Source organism: Staphylococcus sp. HMSC059F04, from assembly GCF_001812565.1.
In the GTDB taxonomy this organism is placed as follows: Bacteria; Bacillota; Bacilli; order Staphylococcales; family Staphylococcaceae; genus Staphylococcus; species Staphylococcus lugdunensis.
Genome location: NZ_KV809479.1, coordinates 256,273 through 274,023, shown reverse-complemented (window position 1 = coordinate 274,023; position 17,751 = coordinate 256,273). Strand labels below are relative to the sequence as shown.

Here is a 17,751-nt window from a genome sequence, read left to right as displayed (position 1 = left end):
TTTCAATCCAGTCAACTACTGCCAATATATATCGCTCATAGTCTAAAATATAATGATGTCCTATACAGTTATTTTTTACAGTACTTTGAATTATGGGTTTGCTAGCTTAGGAGAAAGCTTCTTAACCCCAACTTGCTTTGCTTGGCGAATTTCTGCTCGAAATTCTCTTTGTTGGGTGGATGTATTCTCGGAATCTTGTCATAAATATGACTTATTAATATTTAAAATATTTTTGAAAAAATAACATAACTCAGCATGTACGTTACCAATAAAAATCTTCAGTTTTAATACCTCTTACCATATTAATGATATTGTGGAAACCATATTTGAAGAAAATTTTTGCGTTTTAATTTTAACCCATTTCATTTATACTCCAGATTGTTCCTTATCTTATCAGAGAAATCGATGTTTCAGTCTCATTTTTTATCAATAAAGTACGATTTGAAAATAAATATATATTCACTAAATATGTATATTAATTCAAATAAAAGCATAGGCATTGAGCGTTTAGTTTGTTAAATCCAAACTTAACACTGTTATTTTGGCAATGTTCTCTCTGCTTGTAAAATGACATAATATATAATTATTCACTTATTACTAACTATAATTTTGTATTGAATTTGCATTATTATGTTTTTTTAGATATTGTCAATTTTGTGAATTAATAACAATTTGTTTGATAACCATATTTTCAAAGTTTCAATCTTTATCGATACTAAAGGAGGATCAACATTGAAAAAAGAGAAAATAATGGATTGGCCTACTTTTATAGGTACGGTAGTCATTTTATTGTTAGCAGTCATTCCAATGATGGCTTTTCCGTCTGCAAGTGAAAAGGTCATTACAGATATTAATAGTGCTATTTCTAATTCTATAGGTTCCTTATATTTATTTATTGGACTTGCAATTTTATGTTTCGTACTTTACATAGCATTTGGTAAATATGGGAATGTCACTTTGGGTAAAGCAAGTGATAAGCCGGAGTTCAGCAATTTCAGTTGGGCATCTATGCTGTTTTGTGCAGGTATAGGTTCAGATATTTTATACTGGGGTGTTATTGAATGGGCATATTATTATCAAGTGCCTCCAAGTGGAGCGAAACCAATGTCAGATCAAGCATTAACGTTTGCGACACAGTATGGTATGTTCCATTGGGGACCAATTGCTTGGGCAATTTATGTCTTGCCAGCACTTCCGATTGGATACTTGGTCTTTGTAAAAAAGCAACCAATTTATAAAATTAGTCAAGCGTGTCGTCCTGTGCTCAAAGGTCAGACAGACAAGTTTTTAGGTAAGCTTGTAGATGTACTCTTTATCTTCGGTTTGTTAGGAGGAGCTGCAACATCATTAGCGCTTGGTGTACCAATGATCTCAGCTGGCGTTGAAAAATTAACTGGACTTGATGGACAAAATATGGTGCTACGATCAATTATCCTTTTCACAATTACAGTGATCTTTGCTATTAGTTCATATACAGGTTTAAAAAAGGGTATTCAAAAATTAAGTGATGTCAATGTATGGTTATCATTTTTATTATTAGGATTTGTGTTTATCGTTGGGCCAACCATCTTTATTATGGAAACAACAATCACAGGATTTGGTAATATGTTACGTGACTTTTTCCACATGGCAACGTGGATGGAACCATTTGGTGGAATTAAAGGACGTAAAGAAACGAATTTCCCTCAAGATTGGACGATTTTCTATTGGTCATGGTGGCTTGTTTACGCACCATTTATTGGACTGTTTATTGCGCGGATTTCTAAAGGTAGAAGACTAAAAGAAGTCATATTAGGTACGATTGTTTATGGAACATTAGGATGTGTGTTGTTCTTTGGTATATTTGGAAACTACGCAGTATACCTACAAATTTCTGAACAATTCAACGTTATTCAATATTTAAATAGTCATGGTACTGAAGCGACGATTATCGAAGTAATGCATCAATTACCTTTTCCAACAACAGTCATTGTCCTATTCTTGCTTTCTGCGTTTTTATTCTTAGCAACGACATTTGATTCTGGGTCGTACATTTTAGCGGCAGCAACACAGAAGAAAGTATTAGGTGAACCATTAAAAGCGAATCGTTTATTCTGGGCTTTTGCATTATGCTTATTACCATTTTCACTCATGTTAGTGGGTGGCGAACGTGCGTTAGAGGTGCTAAAAACTGCGTCAATATTAGCCAGTGTGCCACTGATTGTCATCTTTATTTGCATGATGGTATCGTTTATTATTACCTTGAGTAAAGATAGAATTAAACTGGAAACTCGTGCGGATAAATTGAAAGAAGTAGAACGTCGTTCATTGCGTATCGTTCAAGTAAGAGAGAATAATGACGAAGACGATAATTTATAATATATGCAAAAACGTCTATGATCAGCAGATAAAGATCATAGACGTTTTTTGTTTAATTATTGTTTTCTTGGCTGTTTGGAATAGGAAAGTAATCAAATATTTCGCCAGTTTCTAATGCTGTAGTTAAATTTGACAACCACTGACAATATATTTTTGTATGTTTCAATTGCTGCTCAATATTAAGCGCATCTTGCTTAATTTCATCATCAATTGCCTCATCATCTAGCACTGAAGTAATGATTTTTTCGGCTTCAATAATTGCTGCCATATTAGTGTCGACTTCACGCTCCCATTTTTTAGTGAAGAAATTGCGGAAAAAGGTAAAAAAGTCTTTTTCTGCGATAAAATGTTGTTTTCGACTGCCTCGCGTAAACTGTTGTTTCACTAAATCGAATTCTTGAAGCTTCTTGACACCTGCACTCATACTTGGTTTGCTCATCTGAAGATGTTCACGCATTTCATCTAATGTCATACTACCTTCGAAGACCATTGTCCCAAACAAATTTCCGACGCTGCGATTTGTGCCATACAAGTCCATAGTTTGCCCAATAGAATTAATGACTAAATCTTTAGCAGCTTCTAATTTTTCTTCATTTGACTGTGAATGTACCATACGCTCACCTCCATTATCCAGTTGATTAGCTGCATTCACTGTTAGATATTACCAATTCATACTTGCACATTATAGAAAATTTTTCAATCACTTTAAAAAGATAGAAGCTGGACAGCATTCATTATGAATTCGTAGTTCTGCTCCGGCAAGATTGACTAGGATTGAAAAACGCTTGGTATAAGCGCATATTCAATCCAGTCAACTACTGCCAATATAACGTTCATAGCCTAAAACATAATGATGTCCTAAACTCTAGATAAAAATTATGACAATATCATGAAATTTGACATTAAATTTTCACATATGCTAGCATATGGTTTATAAAATTCGTTAAATATAAATTTAACAAACTTAACGGAGGTCGTTTGATGAAACTTGTAGAAAAATTGTCGCAGCGTCAATATATCGATGGTGAATGGGTTGAAAGCTCAAATAAAAATACAAGAGAAATTATCAATCCTTATAATCAAGAGGTTGTTTTTACCGTAACAGAAGGTACATCTGAAGATGCCGAACAAGCTATTTTAGCAGCGCGTCGTGCATTTGAAGATGGCGAATGGTCATTAGAAACAAGTGAAGTCAGAGGGAAAAAAGTTAGAGCTATTGCTGACAAAATTACGGAACATCGTGATGAGTTAGCTCAATTAGAAACACTAGATACAGGTAAAACACTAGGAGAGTCATATGCAGATATGGATGATATTGCTAATGTCTTTAACTATTTTGCTGGATTAGCTGATAAAGACGGTGGAGAGATTATCAATACGCCAATTCCAAACACTGAAAGTAAAGTTGTTAAAGAACCTGTTGGTGTTGTCACTCAAATTACACCTTGGAATTATCCTTTATTACAAGCGTCATGGAAAATTGCGCCAGCATTAGCAACTGGTTGTTCGCTTGTAATGAAACCAAGTGAAATTACACCATTGACTACAATTAGAGTATTTGAATTAATGGAAGAAGTTGGTTTCCCTAAAGGCGTGATTAATTTGATACTAAGTAGTGGTGAAGAAGTAGGGGACACATTATCGGGTCATAAAGAAGTGGATCTAGTTTCATTTACAGGCGGAATTGAGACCGGAAAACACATTATGAAAAATGCTGCGAATAATGTAACGAACATAGCATTAGAACTGGGTGGTAAGAACCCTAATATTATTTTTGCTGATGCTGACTTCGACTTAGCGGTAGATCAAGCATTAAATGGTGGTTACTTCCATGCAGGCCAAGTTTGTTCAGCTGGATCACGTATTTTAGTTCATAACGATATCAAAGGTGATTTTGAAAAAGCGCTTATTGATCGTGTAGGCAAAATTAAATTAGGGAACGGCTTTGATGATGATACTGAAATGGGGCCAGTTATCTCTACAGAACATCGTGACAAAATTGAAAGCTATATGGAAATTGCTAAAAAAGAGGGCGCTACAATTGCTATTGGCGGCAAACGTCCTGATAGAGAAGACCTACAAAATGGGCTATTCTTTGAACCAACAGTTATCACAAATTGCGATACATCAATGCGTATTGTTCAAGAAGAAGTCTTTGGACCTGTTGTGACTATTGAGGGATTTGATAGCGAAGAAGAAGTAATAGAATTAGCTAATGACTCAATTTATGGCTTAGCTGGTGCCGTATTCACAAAAGATTTAGGTAAAGCACAGCGTGTGGCTAATAAACTTAAATTAGGTACAGTGTGGATAAATGATTTCCATCCTTACTTTGCTCAAGCACCATGGGGTGGTTTTAAACAATCCGGTATTGGTCGCGAATTAGGTAAAGAAGGATTAGAAGAATATTTAATCAGTAAACATATTTTAACGAATACGAAGCCAGAACCAATCAATTTCTTTAGTAAATAAAAGAGCGTTCATACATTGTAAATAAAGTTAAAACAAACTTATATATGCGAGAGACACATCATTTTATTTTATAAGGGAGGACGAAATCAACATGAGTGAAAACAAGTCATATGATTATGTCATTATTGGTGGTGGAAGTGCAGGTTCTGTATTAGGTGCGCGTTTATCTGAGGATAAAGATAAAAATGTACTTGTATTAGAAGCAGGCCGTAGTGACTATCCCTGGGATTTATTTATACAAATGCCAGCAGCATTAATGTTTCCTTCAGGTAATCCATTCTATGATTGGAGATATCAAACAGAAGAAGAACCACATATGGGACGTAAAGTAGACCATGCGCGTGGTAAAGTCTTAGGCGGCTCAAGCTCTATCAATGGAATGATTTATCAACGAGGCAATCCATTAGATTACGAAGGTTGGGCAGAGCCAGAAGGTATGGAATCTTGGGATTTTGCGCACTGTTTACCTTATTTTAAAAAATTAGAAAAAACCTTTGGAGCAGCACCACATGATCAATTTAGAGGACATCAAGGACCAATAAAATTAAAGCGAGGACCAGCAACAAATCCTCTTTTCAAATCATTTTTTAACGCAGGTGTTGAAGCGGGTTATCACAAGACAGAGGACGTCAATGGTTTTAGACAAGAAGGATTCGGTCCATTCGATAGTCAAGTCCATCATGGTCGACGTATGTCTGCATCAAGAGCATACTTAAGACCAGCAATGAAGCGTAAGAATTTAACGGTTAAGACACGTGCTTTCGTCACTGAATTACACTTTGAAGGTAATAAAGCTACCGGTGTAACGTTCAAACGTAATGGAAAAAATCATACTGTAAATGCAGGAGAAGTGATTTTATCAGGTGGTGCTTTTAACACACCACAGTTATTACAATTATCTGGTATAGGAGATGCGGACTTCTTAAAATCAAAAGGCATTGAGCCACGCATGCATTTACCGGGTGTTGGAGAAAACTTTGAAGACCATTTAGAAGTTTATATTCAACATGAATGTAAAGAACCAGTCTCTTTACAACCTAGTTTAGATGTTAAACGCATGCCATGGATTGGTTTGCAATGGATTTTTGCACGAAAAGGTGCAGCAGCTTCCAATCACTTTGAGGGTGGTGCCTTTGTTAGATCAAATGATCAAGTTGCCTATCCTAACTTAATGTTCCATTTCTTACCAATTGCTGTAAGATATGACGGACAAAAAGCACCAGTTGCTCATGGTTATCAAGTACATGTAGGACCAATGTATTCAAACTCACGTGGCAGCTTAAAGATTAAATCTAAAGATCCATTTGAAAAGCCAAGCATCGTGTTTAACTATCTTTCAACAAAAGAAGATGAACAAGAATGGGTAGAAGCGATTCGTGTAGCGCGTAATATTTTATCTCAAAAAGCGATGGATTCATTTAATGGTGGTGAAATTTCTCCGGGACCATCTGTACAAACAGATGAAGAAATATTGGACTGGGTGCGTAAAGATGGTGAAACAGCATTACACCCATCATGCAGTGCAAAAATGGGGCCGGCAACAGATCCAATGGCAGTTGTAGATCCACTAACAATGAAAGTCCATGGCATGGAGAATTTGCGCGTCGTGGATGCTTCAGCAATGCCAAGAACTACAAATGGAAACATTCACGCACCGGTACTTATGCTTGCCGAAAAAGCAGCAGATATCATTCGCGGCAAAAAACCATTAGAACCACAATACGTAGATTATTACATCCATGGCAAACACGACCCCAACGATGGTGCAATGGAACACAATCCATACTACCCATACTAATGAGGCCAGCAGAGAGAATTTCGACAAGAAATTTGACAAGTAGAGCAAATTGGGGTGGCCCCCAGCATAGAGAGATGCTACAAGCATTTCCACAAGCAAAGCAGATGATGCAGGATAATGAAATCTTTAAAATTAGATTTCAGTCCTGCTTTTTTTATACTTATAAAATTACTTGAGTGTGTGTCACAACAAATCTTATTGTGAAAGATTTATAATGGACTTATAAATAATAAAAGGAGTGGTGAATATGGGGGAAACATTAGTTGAACGTTTAAAAGCAAAAGAGCAACGTATGATTGATATACGTCGATATTTACATGAACATCCAGAATTATCATTCCATGAAACAGAAACACCTAAGTATATTGCTGAATTCTATAAGGACAAAGCGTGTGATGTCCAAACGAATGTTGGTCCTAATGGTGTAAAAGTGACCATTGATAGTGGCAAACCAGGTAAAACGATTGCCATTCGTGCGGACTTCGATGCGTTACCAATTCAAGAAGATACTGGATTATCATATGCTTCCCAAAATGAAGGAGTCATGCATGCTTGTGGTCATGATGCGCATACGGCATATATGCTTGTTCTAGCGGAAACATTAATTGAAATGAAAGATCAATTTAGTGGTAAAGTCGTTGTCATTCATCAGCCAGCAGAAGAAATGCCACCAGGTGGTGCGAAAGGTATGATTGAGGACGGTGTTTTAGAAGGTGTTGATCACGTTTTAGGCATTCATGTTATGACGAATATGACATCAGGTAAAATTTATTACCATGAAGGTAATACCCAAACAGGACGCGCTTATTTTAAATTAACTATACACGGAGAAGGTGGACATGGCTCATCACCTCATACTGCTAAGGATGCGATTGTCGCTGGTGCTAACTTCGTCACTACAGCGCAAAATGTAGTTTCAAGACGATTGAGTCCTTTTGAAACAGGCGTTGTGACGATAGGATCCTTTGATGGTAAAGGTCAGTTTAATGTAATAAAAGATACCGTTGAAATCGAAGGAGATGTTCGTGCTTTAACAGATGCCACACGAGACACGATTAAATATGAACTTGAACGTATTGTTCAAGGTATAGCTACATCATTTGATGTTCAATATGACTTTGAATTTCACCCAGATTATCCCGCGTTATACAATGATCCTCAGTTTACATCTTATATTGTTGAAACATTAAGACAAGCGCAATTACCAGATGTAATAGGCGTAGAAGAATGTGAACCACAACCACCATCAGAAGATTTCGCATATTATGCTCAAGTGTTACCAAGTACATTTTTATATTCAGGAGCCGCACCACAGCAAGGACATGCATATCCGCATCATCATCCGAAATTTAATATCGACGAATCTTCCATGTTAGTTGCTGCAGAAGCTGTAGGTACAATTGTTTTAGATTATTTACAAGGATAGATATCTTAATTTAAATTAACTATTTGTTAAATTAAATTTAAAAATTTATAACTTTTTATTGGAAATAGTTAAATATATGATGTTTTATTATTGTTTACGTGTTAGTATGGGGATACATACTAATGAAGAGGTGAAAGTGTGACTTTTTATGATTACATGCAGAACTTTGTCGGAGACCAGACGCCTCTAGGAGAATTAGCTCATTATTTAAACAAGGATTGTCAGTTTCCTAAACATGAGAAGACAACTGATAATATATTGAGCTATTTTATCGATGAGATTGAGTTAGATGATGAACATTTAGAAACAGTAAAGCGTTCATTATCTTTATATGAACAGCAAACAGTGCACTTTAGTTTAGTAGATCACATAAAGACAGAACCAAAGGAAAATGTTAATGAAGATTAATGAAAAAGCACCGTATTATGCTTTAGAAGCCACTTCGCCGCAAACAATGCGCATTTATAAAAATCATCAGCACTTTGATTATATGATTTTAGAGTCTATAAATGAATTAATCGATAATGGCTATTGTATGTTAAATCATTTATATGTGAATAAAGGACAAGAAGGAGCATTTGAGCAAAAATTTTTACAGCGTCAACAACATTTAGCATCTGTATCTGGTTTTAGAGCGCTACGCTTTTTACGCCCAAATGAACAAGGTCAGCATTATGTCATCATTACGCAATGGTTGAACCATCAATCGTTTAAAAATTGGCAACAATCTTCGGCCTATTCACAGACACATCAAAAACGTGGCACGTCACAAGGTGCGGACGTACGGTTAGTCAATCGCAAATTGTCTTATCATATTGGGATTATATGTGAACGATATACTTCATAAAAGTGTCACCAGACTTGAGTAGGTGGGACATCAATCACTGTAAGTCGAAAAATGGCAATTTCTATTAAAATAAAGTAGAAATTGTCATTTTTGTTGTTTAGAATATTAAATTTCTTTTAAAAACTGTAATTAAAGTTATGAGCTACTGCATTAGATAATCTCTTATATCAATATCTAAGTAGTAAAACAATACGAGTTGATAAGTTTGAGAAGTTAGCATGATTCATAATCTTTCTTAATTAATTTTCATATACACGGAGTCTGGGACATCATTATGTTTTAAGCTATGAACTCTATATTGGCGGTAGTTGACTGGATTGAAAATGGGATGGTACCAAGCTGTTTTCAATCCTTATCAACTTTGCAGGGGCGGGACTACGAATTTGTAATAAATGTTGTCTCGCTCTCAAATTTCAAAAGGGAAGAGCTAATTATTTTATGAATTGAAAATAGAAGTCTGAACAATTTTTAACTATTCATTGTTATAAAGAAATCGATCATCACAGAATTTTTATAATTAATTTTAACAACTTTATACTTTTTTATAATGAAACCACTTTCATAAGTGTTTACTTTTTCAATGCATTATAGGGTTTGATAAGATAATATCATTGGAAGGCGAAAGGAAGTTACGATATGAAACAATCAAGTTTATTAGCGCCAGAAACATATAATATTGTCAGTGAAATTGAAAAACATGTTTCTGACCAAGATAAAAATGCAATTATTTATGAAAATGGACATAATGACCCAATCGCGGTAACTTATGCAGACTTAATGAAACAAGCTAATCAAGTCGGGCATGTGCTGTTAAATCATGGTCTCAAAAAGGGAGATAAAATTTTAATCATGATGCCGCGGTCAATCTCTACATATAGAATTTATATCGCTGCATTAAAGCTCGGTATTGCAATTATTCCAAGTTCTGAAATGCTGCGTACTAAAGATTTGCAATATCGTATTTCGCACGGAGAAATAGATGCGGTTATTACTATGCCGGAATTTATTAAAGAGTTTTTGAATATAGAGGAGTATACATCATTAACTAAATTTGTTGTCGCAGGACACCATGAAGCATGGATTTCTATTGATGACGAGCGCTTGAATCAAAGTGAAGAATTAGATATGGCACCAACCAGTCGAGATGATATTGCGATACTATCTTATACGTCCGGTACAACAGGGAATCCAAAAGCAGTTACACATACACATGGTTGGGGTTTTGCTCATATGAAAATGGCACCTAAGCATTGGTTAAGTATTAAAGAAGATGATCTTGTGTGGGCAACCGCTGCACCAGGTTGGCAAAAATGGGTATGGACACCTTTCCTTTCTATTATGGGGTCAGGAGCTACAGCATTTGTTTACAATGGCAAGTTCAATCCTACTCGGTACTTAGAGCTATTACAAAATTTTAAGATTAATGTCTTATGCTGTACGCCAACAGAGTATCGAATGATGGCTAAATTATCCAATTTAGATAAGTATGATATTCATCATTTACATAGTGCAGTATCAGCTGGTGAGCCTTTAAATAAAGAGGTTGTTAATCAGTTTGAAGCGCACTTTGGGCTTACTGTTCGTGATGGCTATGGTCAAACAGAGAGCACATTATTGATTGGATTTTTAAAAGATACAAAACCACGCCCAGGTTCTATGGGTAAAGCAATTCCAGGTAGTGACACAACAGTAGTTGATGATGAAGGACGCCAAGTTGCTCCTGGTGTGAAAGGAAATATTGCTGTACCACTAGATTTACCAGCATTATTTAAAGGTTATTATAAAGATGAAGCGCGAACTAAAGCCGCACATGCTGGGAAGTATTATATCACTGGTGATTTAGCACATATTGATGAAGATGGTTATTTCTGGTTTGAAGGACGTAGTGATGATATCATCATCAGTTCTGGTTACACGATTGGACCTTTTGAAGTAGAAGATGCATTAACTCATCATCCAGCCGTAAAAGAATGTGCAGTGGTAGCCAGTCCCCATGAAATACGTGGAAATATAGTCAAAGCATTTGTTATTTTAAATGAGGGTTATAAAGCAAGTGATGACTTAGTTAAAACATTGCAAGACTTTACTAAAAAGACCGTTGCACCATATAAATATCCTAGAGCGATTGAATTTGTAGAAGATTTACCAAAGACCAATTCCGGAAAAATTCGTCGTGTAGAATTGCGTGATGCAGAACGTCAAAAGTACAACCAACAATTTAAACAATAAACTGTTATATTAACTTAACCGTAAAGGATGTTGAAGCATGCTTTACGGTTTTTTTCTGTACTATTCAAAATAGTATGACACAATAATTTAATTACTGCATACACATTCAAAAAGACTAATAATTTTAGTGAAATGTGACTTTAAAAGTATATAATATTTCATTTTATATATGTTATTGTTGTAAAACTCGCATATTTATGACATACTTTAAAATAATTAGTATGACATAATAATATGAGGTGAACACATTGACAAAATATATTTATGCATTTGATGAAGGACAACGCACAATGAAAGATTTACTTGGTGGTAAAGGCGCAAATTTATCAGAAATGAAACGCCTTGGCCTGCCAGTGCCCGATGGCTTTACGATTACTACTGAAGCGTGTATCGAATATTTAAGACAACATGCGCAACTACCGACAGAAGTTAAGACACAATTAGTTGATCATTTGGCTGCATTCACTAAACGTACTGGAAAAGCCTTTTCTTCAGATACCAACTTATTACTAGTTTCCGTTAGAAGTGGCGCAAAAATTTCGATGCCGGGCATGATGGATACAATTTTAAACTTAGGGCTTAATGATGATAATGTGGAAACACTTGCTAGCAAAACGGGTGATGTAAGATTTGCTTATGATTGTTACCGTCGCTTACTTCAAATGTTTGGCGAAGTTGTTTACAATATTCCAATGGTTGCGTTTGATACATATTTTGAAGACTATAAGCAACGACATGATTTTGAAAATGATGCTGCAATTAGTGCAGATGGCTTAAAAGATATATGCGAACGCTTTAAAACAATTTATTTAGAGGAAGCACGTAAACCATTCCCTCAAGAACCATTGAAGCAGTTAGAAGAAGCCATCGAGGCTGTATTTAAGTCATGGGACAATGATCGTGCACGTGTCTATCGCGATTTAAATGAAATTCCACATGATATAGGTACAGCAGTAAATATTCAAGAAATGGTCTTTGGTAATAGTGGTGATAAAAGCGGTACAGGTGTTGCTTTCACACGTAATCCAGTAACAGGAGAGAATCGATTGTTTGGTGAATATTTATTGAATGCACAAGGTGAAGACGTTGTAGCTGGTATTCGTACGCCACAAGATATTCAAACGTTATACGACCAAATGCCAGACGTTCATCAAGCCTTTGTCAAAGTAACAAAACAATTAGAAGCACATTATAAAGATATGCAGGATATTGAATTTACGATAGAAAACGGTAAGCTTTACTTATTGCAAACACGTAATGGGAAACGCACGGCAAAAGCAGCTGTTAAAATTGCGGTTGATTTAGCTAATGAGGGATTAATTACACAACAACAAGCGATGCGAAAGGTTGACGTTAAAGCAATTGACCAATTACTGCATCCTAACTTTGATGACAAAGCTTTAGCGGAAGCAACTACAATATCAACACTCGGGTTACCAGCAAGTCCAGGGGCTGCGACAGGTCAAATCGTCTTTTCTGCTGAAGATGCTAAAGTACAAGCTGATTCAGGCAAAAAAGTAATATTAATGCGTCCAGAGACATCTCCAGAAGATATAGAAGGTATGGTTGCAAGTGAAGCAATCATTACGACACATGGTGGTATGACATCGCATGCAGCAGTAGTAGCACGTGGTATGGGTAAATGTTGTGTAACAGGATGTTCAGATTTAGAAATCAATACATCAGCTAAGACTGTTTATTATCCAGATGGTGAATTACATGAAGGAGATACAATTTCTGTAGATGGTTCCAAAGGTGATATTTATCTTGGTGAAATTAAAACGGTTAATGCAGAGCATAGTGAAGACTTTGACCAATTTATGACATGGGCTGAAGATACGGCACGTTTAAGTGTACGAATGAATGCTGAAACGCCACAAGATATTGAAACTGGTTATCAATTTGGTGCTAAAGGTATCGGTTTAGTTCGAACAGAGCATATGTTCTTTGGTGCAGAACGTTTAGTTGAGATGAGACGTTTTATTTTAGCGTCATCATATGATGAGCGTGTTGACGCTTTAAATGCAATTGAAAAATATCAGGTTGAAGATTTCGAATCCATCTTTAGATTATCAGGAGAACGTCCAACGATTGTTCGATTATTAGATCCACCATTACATGAATTTTTACCTAATTCAGCTGAAGACATACAACATGTTGCTCAACAATTAAATATTTCCGAGGACATATTGAAAAAACGTATTGTTGATTTGCATGAAGTAAATCCAATGCTCGGTCATCGTGGTTGTCGTTTAGCCGTTACTTATCCTGAATTATATGAAATGCAAGTCGAAGCCATCATTAGTAGTGTCATAAGATTGAAAAAAGAAGGTATTAATTGTAAACCAGAAATTATGATACCGTTAGTATCTACAGTTGAAGAATTTACGGTTTTAAAAGAAGATTTAGTGGAAACAATTCATAAATTAGAACAACAAGCTGGCGAAAAAGTCGATTATCTTGTAGGTACAATGATTGAAACACCACGCGCATGTCTTATTGCTGGTGAGTTAGCTGAACATTGTGATTTCTTTAGTTTTGGAACTAATGATTTAACGCAATTAGCATATGGTTTTTCACGTGATGATGCAGGAAAATTCATAAATGTGTATACTGAAAGAAATATATTGAAGCTTGACCCGTTCCAAACTTTAGATAAAGACGGTGTAGGACGATTAATACAAATAGCTGTTGAACAGGCCAAACGTGTCAATTCGAATATTAAAATTGGTGTTTGTGGTGAATTAGGTGGCGATGCGAAATCAATCCATCAATTCAATAAATTAAGCATCGATTATGTTTCTTGTTCACCATTCAGAGTGCCTGGCGCAATTATTGCAACAGCACAAAGTCAAGTGGAGGAAAGTGAGTAGTATAGTGAAGCAACATGTATTAAAGTTATTTATCGTTTCTGATTCTATTGGTGAAACTGCACAGCGGATGATCCAAGCCACATTGACACAATTTCCGGATTTAACACAGGTTGAAATTAAAAAATTTCCCTATATTAAAAATGAAGAAGAATTTTTAAATGTGTTGAATTTAGCACATGAACAAGGGGCGATCGTTGCGACCACACTAGTGAATCCGTCATTTAATTCACTAGGACATCGCTTTGCCGAAGAAAAAGCACTGCCTTATGTCGATTATATGTCAGAATTGATTTCAATCGTTCAGGAACAGACACAAACTGAACCGTTACTAGAAAGTGGCGCACTTAGAAAACTAAATGATGAATATTTTAAACGTATTAAGGCTATTGAATATTCAGTGAAGTATGATGATGGCAAGCATTTTTCAGATATCGGAGAGGCGGATGCACTTATCGTGGGTGTTTCCAGAACATCAAAAACGCCATTAAGCATGTATTTGGCTAATAAAGGTTATAAAATAGCCAACATTCCATTGGTGCCAGAAGTAGCAATTCCAGAGAGTGTTTTTAAACAAAAGGGATTAAAGGTCTTTGGATTAACAGCGAGCCCACAATATATAGCCAACATACGTAAAAATCGTGTTGAAACTCTGGGTTTAACGCAAGAATCTCAGTATAATAGCTTAGAACGTATCAAAAAGGAGTTATCATATGCTGAGGAAGTATTTAAAAAGTTAAATGCCACAGTGATTAATACAGAGTATAAATCCATTGAAGAATCAGCATTTTATATTGAAAAATTTTTACAGCCAAAATACTAAATATGAGGTATATGAAAAATTCAACGTCACACAACTTGTTAAGTGCTGACGTTGGATTTTTAGTAAAAAATGTTATAACAAAATTTTTATTGAAGTTAAATTATATTGTACGATAACTTTTTTCTTTGAGATGTAGATTAACTGATTTACAATTTCATAATATTGCTTTAAAATTATACACGAAGTACTTATTTAATTTAGAAGTTTAGCGATTTGCTAAATTAAAGCAATAAATGGGTGTTTTAGGAAAGAGTACTATTTATTGTATATATAAATTAAATGTAATCAATAGAGAGGTGTAACATATGGCAAACTCACAACCAAAAGACGTCATTTTAATTGGCGCTGGTGTCTTAAGCACTACATTTGGTTCTATGTTAAAAGAGCTTGAACCTAACTGGAATATCAAGCTTTATGAACGTATGGACCGTCCTGCACTTGAAAGTTCTAACGAACGACATAATGCTGGTACAGGTCATGCAGCACTATGTGAATTGAACTATACTGTTGAACAACCTGATGGTTCAATTGACATTGAAAAAGCGAAAGAAATTAATGAGGAATTCGAGATTTCTAAACAGTTTTGGGGTCATTTAGTTAAATCAGGTAGCATTGATAACCCAAGAGAATTTATTAACCCACTACCACATATTAGTTTTGTTAGAGGCGTTAATAACCAAAAATTCTTGAAAAAACGTTACGAAGCTATGAAAGAATTCCCAATGTTTGATAATATCGAGTATACAGAAGATATAGAAACATTGAGAAAATGGGTTCCATTAATGATGGAAGGCCGTGTCGATGACGGTAAAATGGCTGCAAGTAAAATCGACGAAGGTACTGACGTTAACTTTGGTGAGTTAACACGTAAAATGACTAAAAATATCGAAGCACATCCAAATGCTGAAGTTCACTTTAACCATGAAGTGCTTGATTTCAATCGTCTTAAAGACGGTAAATGGGAAGTGAAAATTCGCAACCGTGCTACTGGCCAAGTGCAAACACAAGTGACTGACTATGTATTTATTGGTGCAGGTGGTGCAGCGATTCCATTATTACAAAAAACAGGTATTCCTGAAAGCAAACACTTAGGTGGATTCCCAATTACAGGTCAATTCTTAGCTTGTACAAATCCACAAGTTATCGAGCAACATGATGCCAAAGTTTATGGTAAAGAGCCACCAGGCACACCACCAATGACTGTGCCGCATTTAGATGCGCGTTATATCGATGGTCAAAGAACATTGTTATTTGGACCATTCGCTAACGTTGGACCTAAATTCTTGAAAAATGGTTCTAATTTAGATTTATTCAAATCTATCAAGCCACATAACATTACAACAATGTTAGCGGCTGCCGTTAAAAACTTACCATTACTTAAATATTCATTCGATCAAATTATTATGACTAAAGAAGGTTGTATGAATCACTTACGTACATTCTATCCAGAAGCACGTGATGAAGATTGGGAATTATACACTGCTGGTAAACGTGTTCAAGTTATCAAAGATACTAAAGAACACGGCAAAGGATTTATTCAATTCGGTACAGAAGTGGTTAATTCACAAGACCATACAGTTATTGCTTTACTTGGTGAATCACCAGGGGCATCAACATCAGTATCAGTTGCACTAGAAGTTCTTGAAAGAAACTTCCCAGAATATGCTGATGACTGGAAACCAAAAGTAAAAGAAATGATTCCTTCTTATGGTGAATCATTAATTACAGATGTTGATTTAATGAGAAAAACACGTCGTCAAACATCTAAAGACCTTGAATTAGGTTATTATGATGATGAAAAATAATAAATAATGCGATAACAGAAGTCAGTGACATCAATGTCTCTGATAAGCAGAAGAAGGTAATTCTATTAATTTCAATAGAAATTGCCTTCTTTTTTTACAATTAAGTGAGACTAGGACATCATTATGTTTTAGGCTATGAACGATATATTGGCAGTAGTTGACTGGATTAAAAATACGTTTGCTGTGTTCAATCCTAGTCAACCTTGCTGGGGTGGGATTATAAATTCATAATGAATGCTGTCTCGTTCCCATATTTAGCTAACTGAAGCTATGATGACACTAACTTTCTATAGGTATAAAAAAGTTAGCATGCTTGTAGTGGTAGACAATATTGGAGTAATCAAAAGGTTCACCTTTACTTGTATAGAATGTAAGTTCATGACGCATACAAGGGCCTTGAGCGTTTAAATCTAAATAATTTGCTTCATTATCGTTTAAAAAGTCGATATAGAAATAAATATCAGAAAAACCAATATTTATCTTGAGACGCGTCTGTAAATAATCAAATATTGAAGCTTGAGCAACTTCTTTGTCCAATGTGGTAACTAATGCTTTATTGAAATAAGAAGTTTCAATGCAAAGCGGCTTATCGTCTAAATAACGAATACGCTCTACTAAATAGACTTGTGTGTCTTTATCTTTTATCTGTAAGTGTTTTTGTGTTTCCTCGTTAGGCGGTATGATGTCGATGTTAAGCACTTTACTTGTTACACGATGTCCTTGTAAATTATCTGAAAAGCCCTTTGTTTTTAACAGATTAATATATCCAGATTTTTTGCTATTTCTAACATATATACCACTGCCCCGAGTTTGATAGATAATACCATCTTTTTCAAGTAACTCTAATGCTTTAACAATCGTACTTTTACTCACTTGATACGCTATTTTTAGTTCTGCTAGGCTTGGAAGTTTATCTCCAACTTTATATTTCCCATTTGCAATAGCTGCGGTAATTTCATGTGCAACATGTTCGTACTTTAACATGATTAATCTCCTTAATGCTGTATTTACAATATAGTATACCAAAAATAAGCTGAAATTAAATTGTACCGGTATAATTGTATAAAAATGATTTACAAATTGTACCGGTATAATTATAATGAGTTGTGTAAGGGTTTCCATA

The 17,751-nt window shown here is 35.3% G+C and carries 12 protein-coding genes; 10 read left to right on the top strand and 2 right to left on the bottom strand.

From position 1 onward, the window contains the following. The first annotated feature begins 732 nt into the window (after positions 1-732). Positions 733-2,358, top strand: coding sequence for a BCCT family transporter (locus tag HMPREF2864_RS10185; protein ID WP_070545598.1), 1,626 nt, complete (start codon positions 733-735; stop codon positions 2,356-2,358). A 52-nt stretch (positions 2,359-2,410) separates the two neighbouring features. Here the strand turns inward: HMPREF2864_RS10185 and HMPREF2864_RS10180 are convergent, their stop codons facing one another. After that, positions 2,411-2,971 carry a choline uptake/conversion transcriptional regulator CudC gene (locus HMPREF2864_RS10180; RefSeq protein ID WP_070545593.1) on the bottom strand — a complete coding sequence of 187 codons (561 nt, stop codon included), beginning with the start codon at positions 2,969-2,971 and terminating at the stop codon, positions 2,411-2,413. A 368-nt stretch (positions 2,972-3,339) separates the two neighbouring features. Here HMPREF2864_RS10180 and betB point away from each other — a divergent pair, with 368 nt between their 5' ends. The 9 genes from betB to lqo all read left to right on the top strand — a co-directional run bounded on the left by betB (position 3,340) and on the right by lqo (position 16,628). Beyond that, positions 3,340-4,830, top strand: a complete 1,491-nt coding sequence (gene betB / locus HMPREF2864_RS10175) for a betaine-aldehyde dehydrogenase (protein ID WP_002492568.1) — start codon at positions 3,340-3,342, stop codon at positions 4,828-4,830. A gap of 91 nt (positions 4,831-4,921) precedes the next feature. Then, entirely contained in the window at positions 4,922-6,628 is a 1,707-nt protein-coding gene (gene betA, locus HMPREF2864_RS10170; RefSeq protein ID WP_002460580.1) for a choline dehydrogenase, read from the top strand. 247 nt (positions 6,629-6,875) lie between these two features. Continuing rightward, positions 6,876-8,054, top strand: coding sequence for a M20 family metallopeptidase (locus HMPREF2864_RS10165; protein WP_002460578.1), 1,179 nt, complete (start codon positions 6,876-6,878; stop codon positions 8,052-8,054). A gap of 138 nt (positions 8,055-8,192) precedes the next feature. Next, on the top strand, positions 8,193-8,462 hold the full coding sequence (locus HMPREF2864_RS10160; RefSeq protein WP_002460576.1) for a YozE family protein: 270 nt from the start codon (positions 8,193-8,195) through the stop codon (positions 8,460-8,462). Further along, positions 8,452-8,901 carry an antibiotic biosynthesis monooxygenase family protein gene (locus tag HMPREF2864_RS10155; protein WP_070545589.1) on the top strand — a complete coding sequence of 150 codons (450 nt, stop codon included), beginning with the start codon at positions 8,452-8,454 and terminating at the stop codon, positions 8,899-8,901. Before HMPREF2864_RS10160 ends, HMPREF2864_RS10155 begins: the two co-directional genes overlap by 11 nt. A gap of 636 nt (positions 8,902-9,537) precedes the next feature. After that, on the top strand, positions 9,538-11,130 hold the full coding sequence (mbcS, locus tag HMPREF2864_RS10150) for an acyl-CoA synthetase MbcS (protein ID WP_002460574.1): 1,593 nt from the start codon (positions 9,538-9,540) through the stop codon (positions 11,128-11,130). A gap of 248 nt (positions 11,131-11,378) precedes the next feature. Continuing rightward, on the top strand, positions 11,379-14,003 hold the full coding sequence (gene ppdK / locus HMPREF2864_RS10145; RefSeq protein ID WP_070545587.1) for a pyruvate, phosphate dikinase: 2,625 nt from the start codon (positions 11,379-11,381) through the stop codon (positions 14,001-14,003). Next, positions 13,996-14,823 carry a pyruvate, water dikinase regulatory protein gene (locus tag HMPREF2864_RS10140; protein WP_002460572.1) on the top strand — a complete coding sequence of 276 codons (828 nt, stop codon included), beginning with the start codon at positions 13,996-13,998 and terminating at the stop codon, positions 14,821-14,823. Before ppdK ends, HMPREF2864_RS10140 begins: the two co-directional genes overlap by 8 nt. Before the next feature lie 305 nt (positions 14,824-15,128). Continuing rightward, positions 15,129-16,628 carry an L-lactate dehydrogenase (quinone) gene (gene lqo / locus HMPREF2864_RS10135; protein ID WP_002460570.1) on the top strand — a complete coding sequence of 500 codons (1,500 nt, stop codon included), beginning with the start codon at positions 15,129-15,131 and terminating at the stop codon, positions 16,626-16,628. Between the two features lie 279 nt (positions 16,629-16,907). Here the strand turns inward: lqo and HMPREF2864_RS10130 are convergent, their stop codons facing one another. Next, entirely contained in the window at positions 16,908-17,612 is a 705-nt protein-coding gene (locus tag HMPREF2864_RS10130) for a GntR family transcriptional regulator (protein WP_070545584.1), read from the bottom strand. Positions 17,613-17,751 lie beyond the last annotated feature (139 nt).

Excerpts from the sequence above, each read along its gene's own strand:
- HMPREF2864_RS10180 (WP_070545593.1), bottom strand. The coding sequence starts at position 2,971 with ATGGTACATTCACAGTCAAATGAAGAAAAATTAGAAGCTGCTAAAGAT.
- betB (WP_002492568.1), top strand. The coding sequence starts at position 3,340 with ATGAAACTTGTAGAAAAATTGTCGCAGCGTCAATATATCGATGGTGAA.
- betA (WP_002460580.1), top strand. The coding sequence starts at position 4,922 with ATGAGTGAAAACAAGTCATATGATTATGTCATTATTGGTGGTGGAAGT.
- HMPREF2864_RS10165 (WP_002460578.1), top strand. The coding sequence starts at position 6,876 with ATGGGGGAAACATTAGTTGAACGTTTAAAAGCAAAAGAGCAACGTATG.
- HMPREF2864_RS10155 (WP_070545589.1), top strand. The coding sequence starts at position 8,452 with ATGAAGATTAATGAAAAAGCACCGTATTATGCTTTAGAAGCCACTTCG.
- mbcS (WP_002460574.1), top strand. The coding sequence starts at position 9,538 with ATGAAACAATCAAGTTTATTAGCGCCAGAAACATATAATATTGTCAGT.
- lqo (WP_002460570.1), top strand. The coding sequence starts at position 15,129 with ATGGCAAACTCACAACCAAAAGACGTCATTTTAATTGGCGCTGGTGTC.
- HMPREF2864_RS10130 (WP_070545584.1), bottom strand. The coding sequence starts at position 17,612 with ATGTTAAAGTACGAACATGTTGCACATGAAATTACCGCAGCTATTGCA.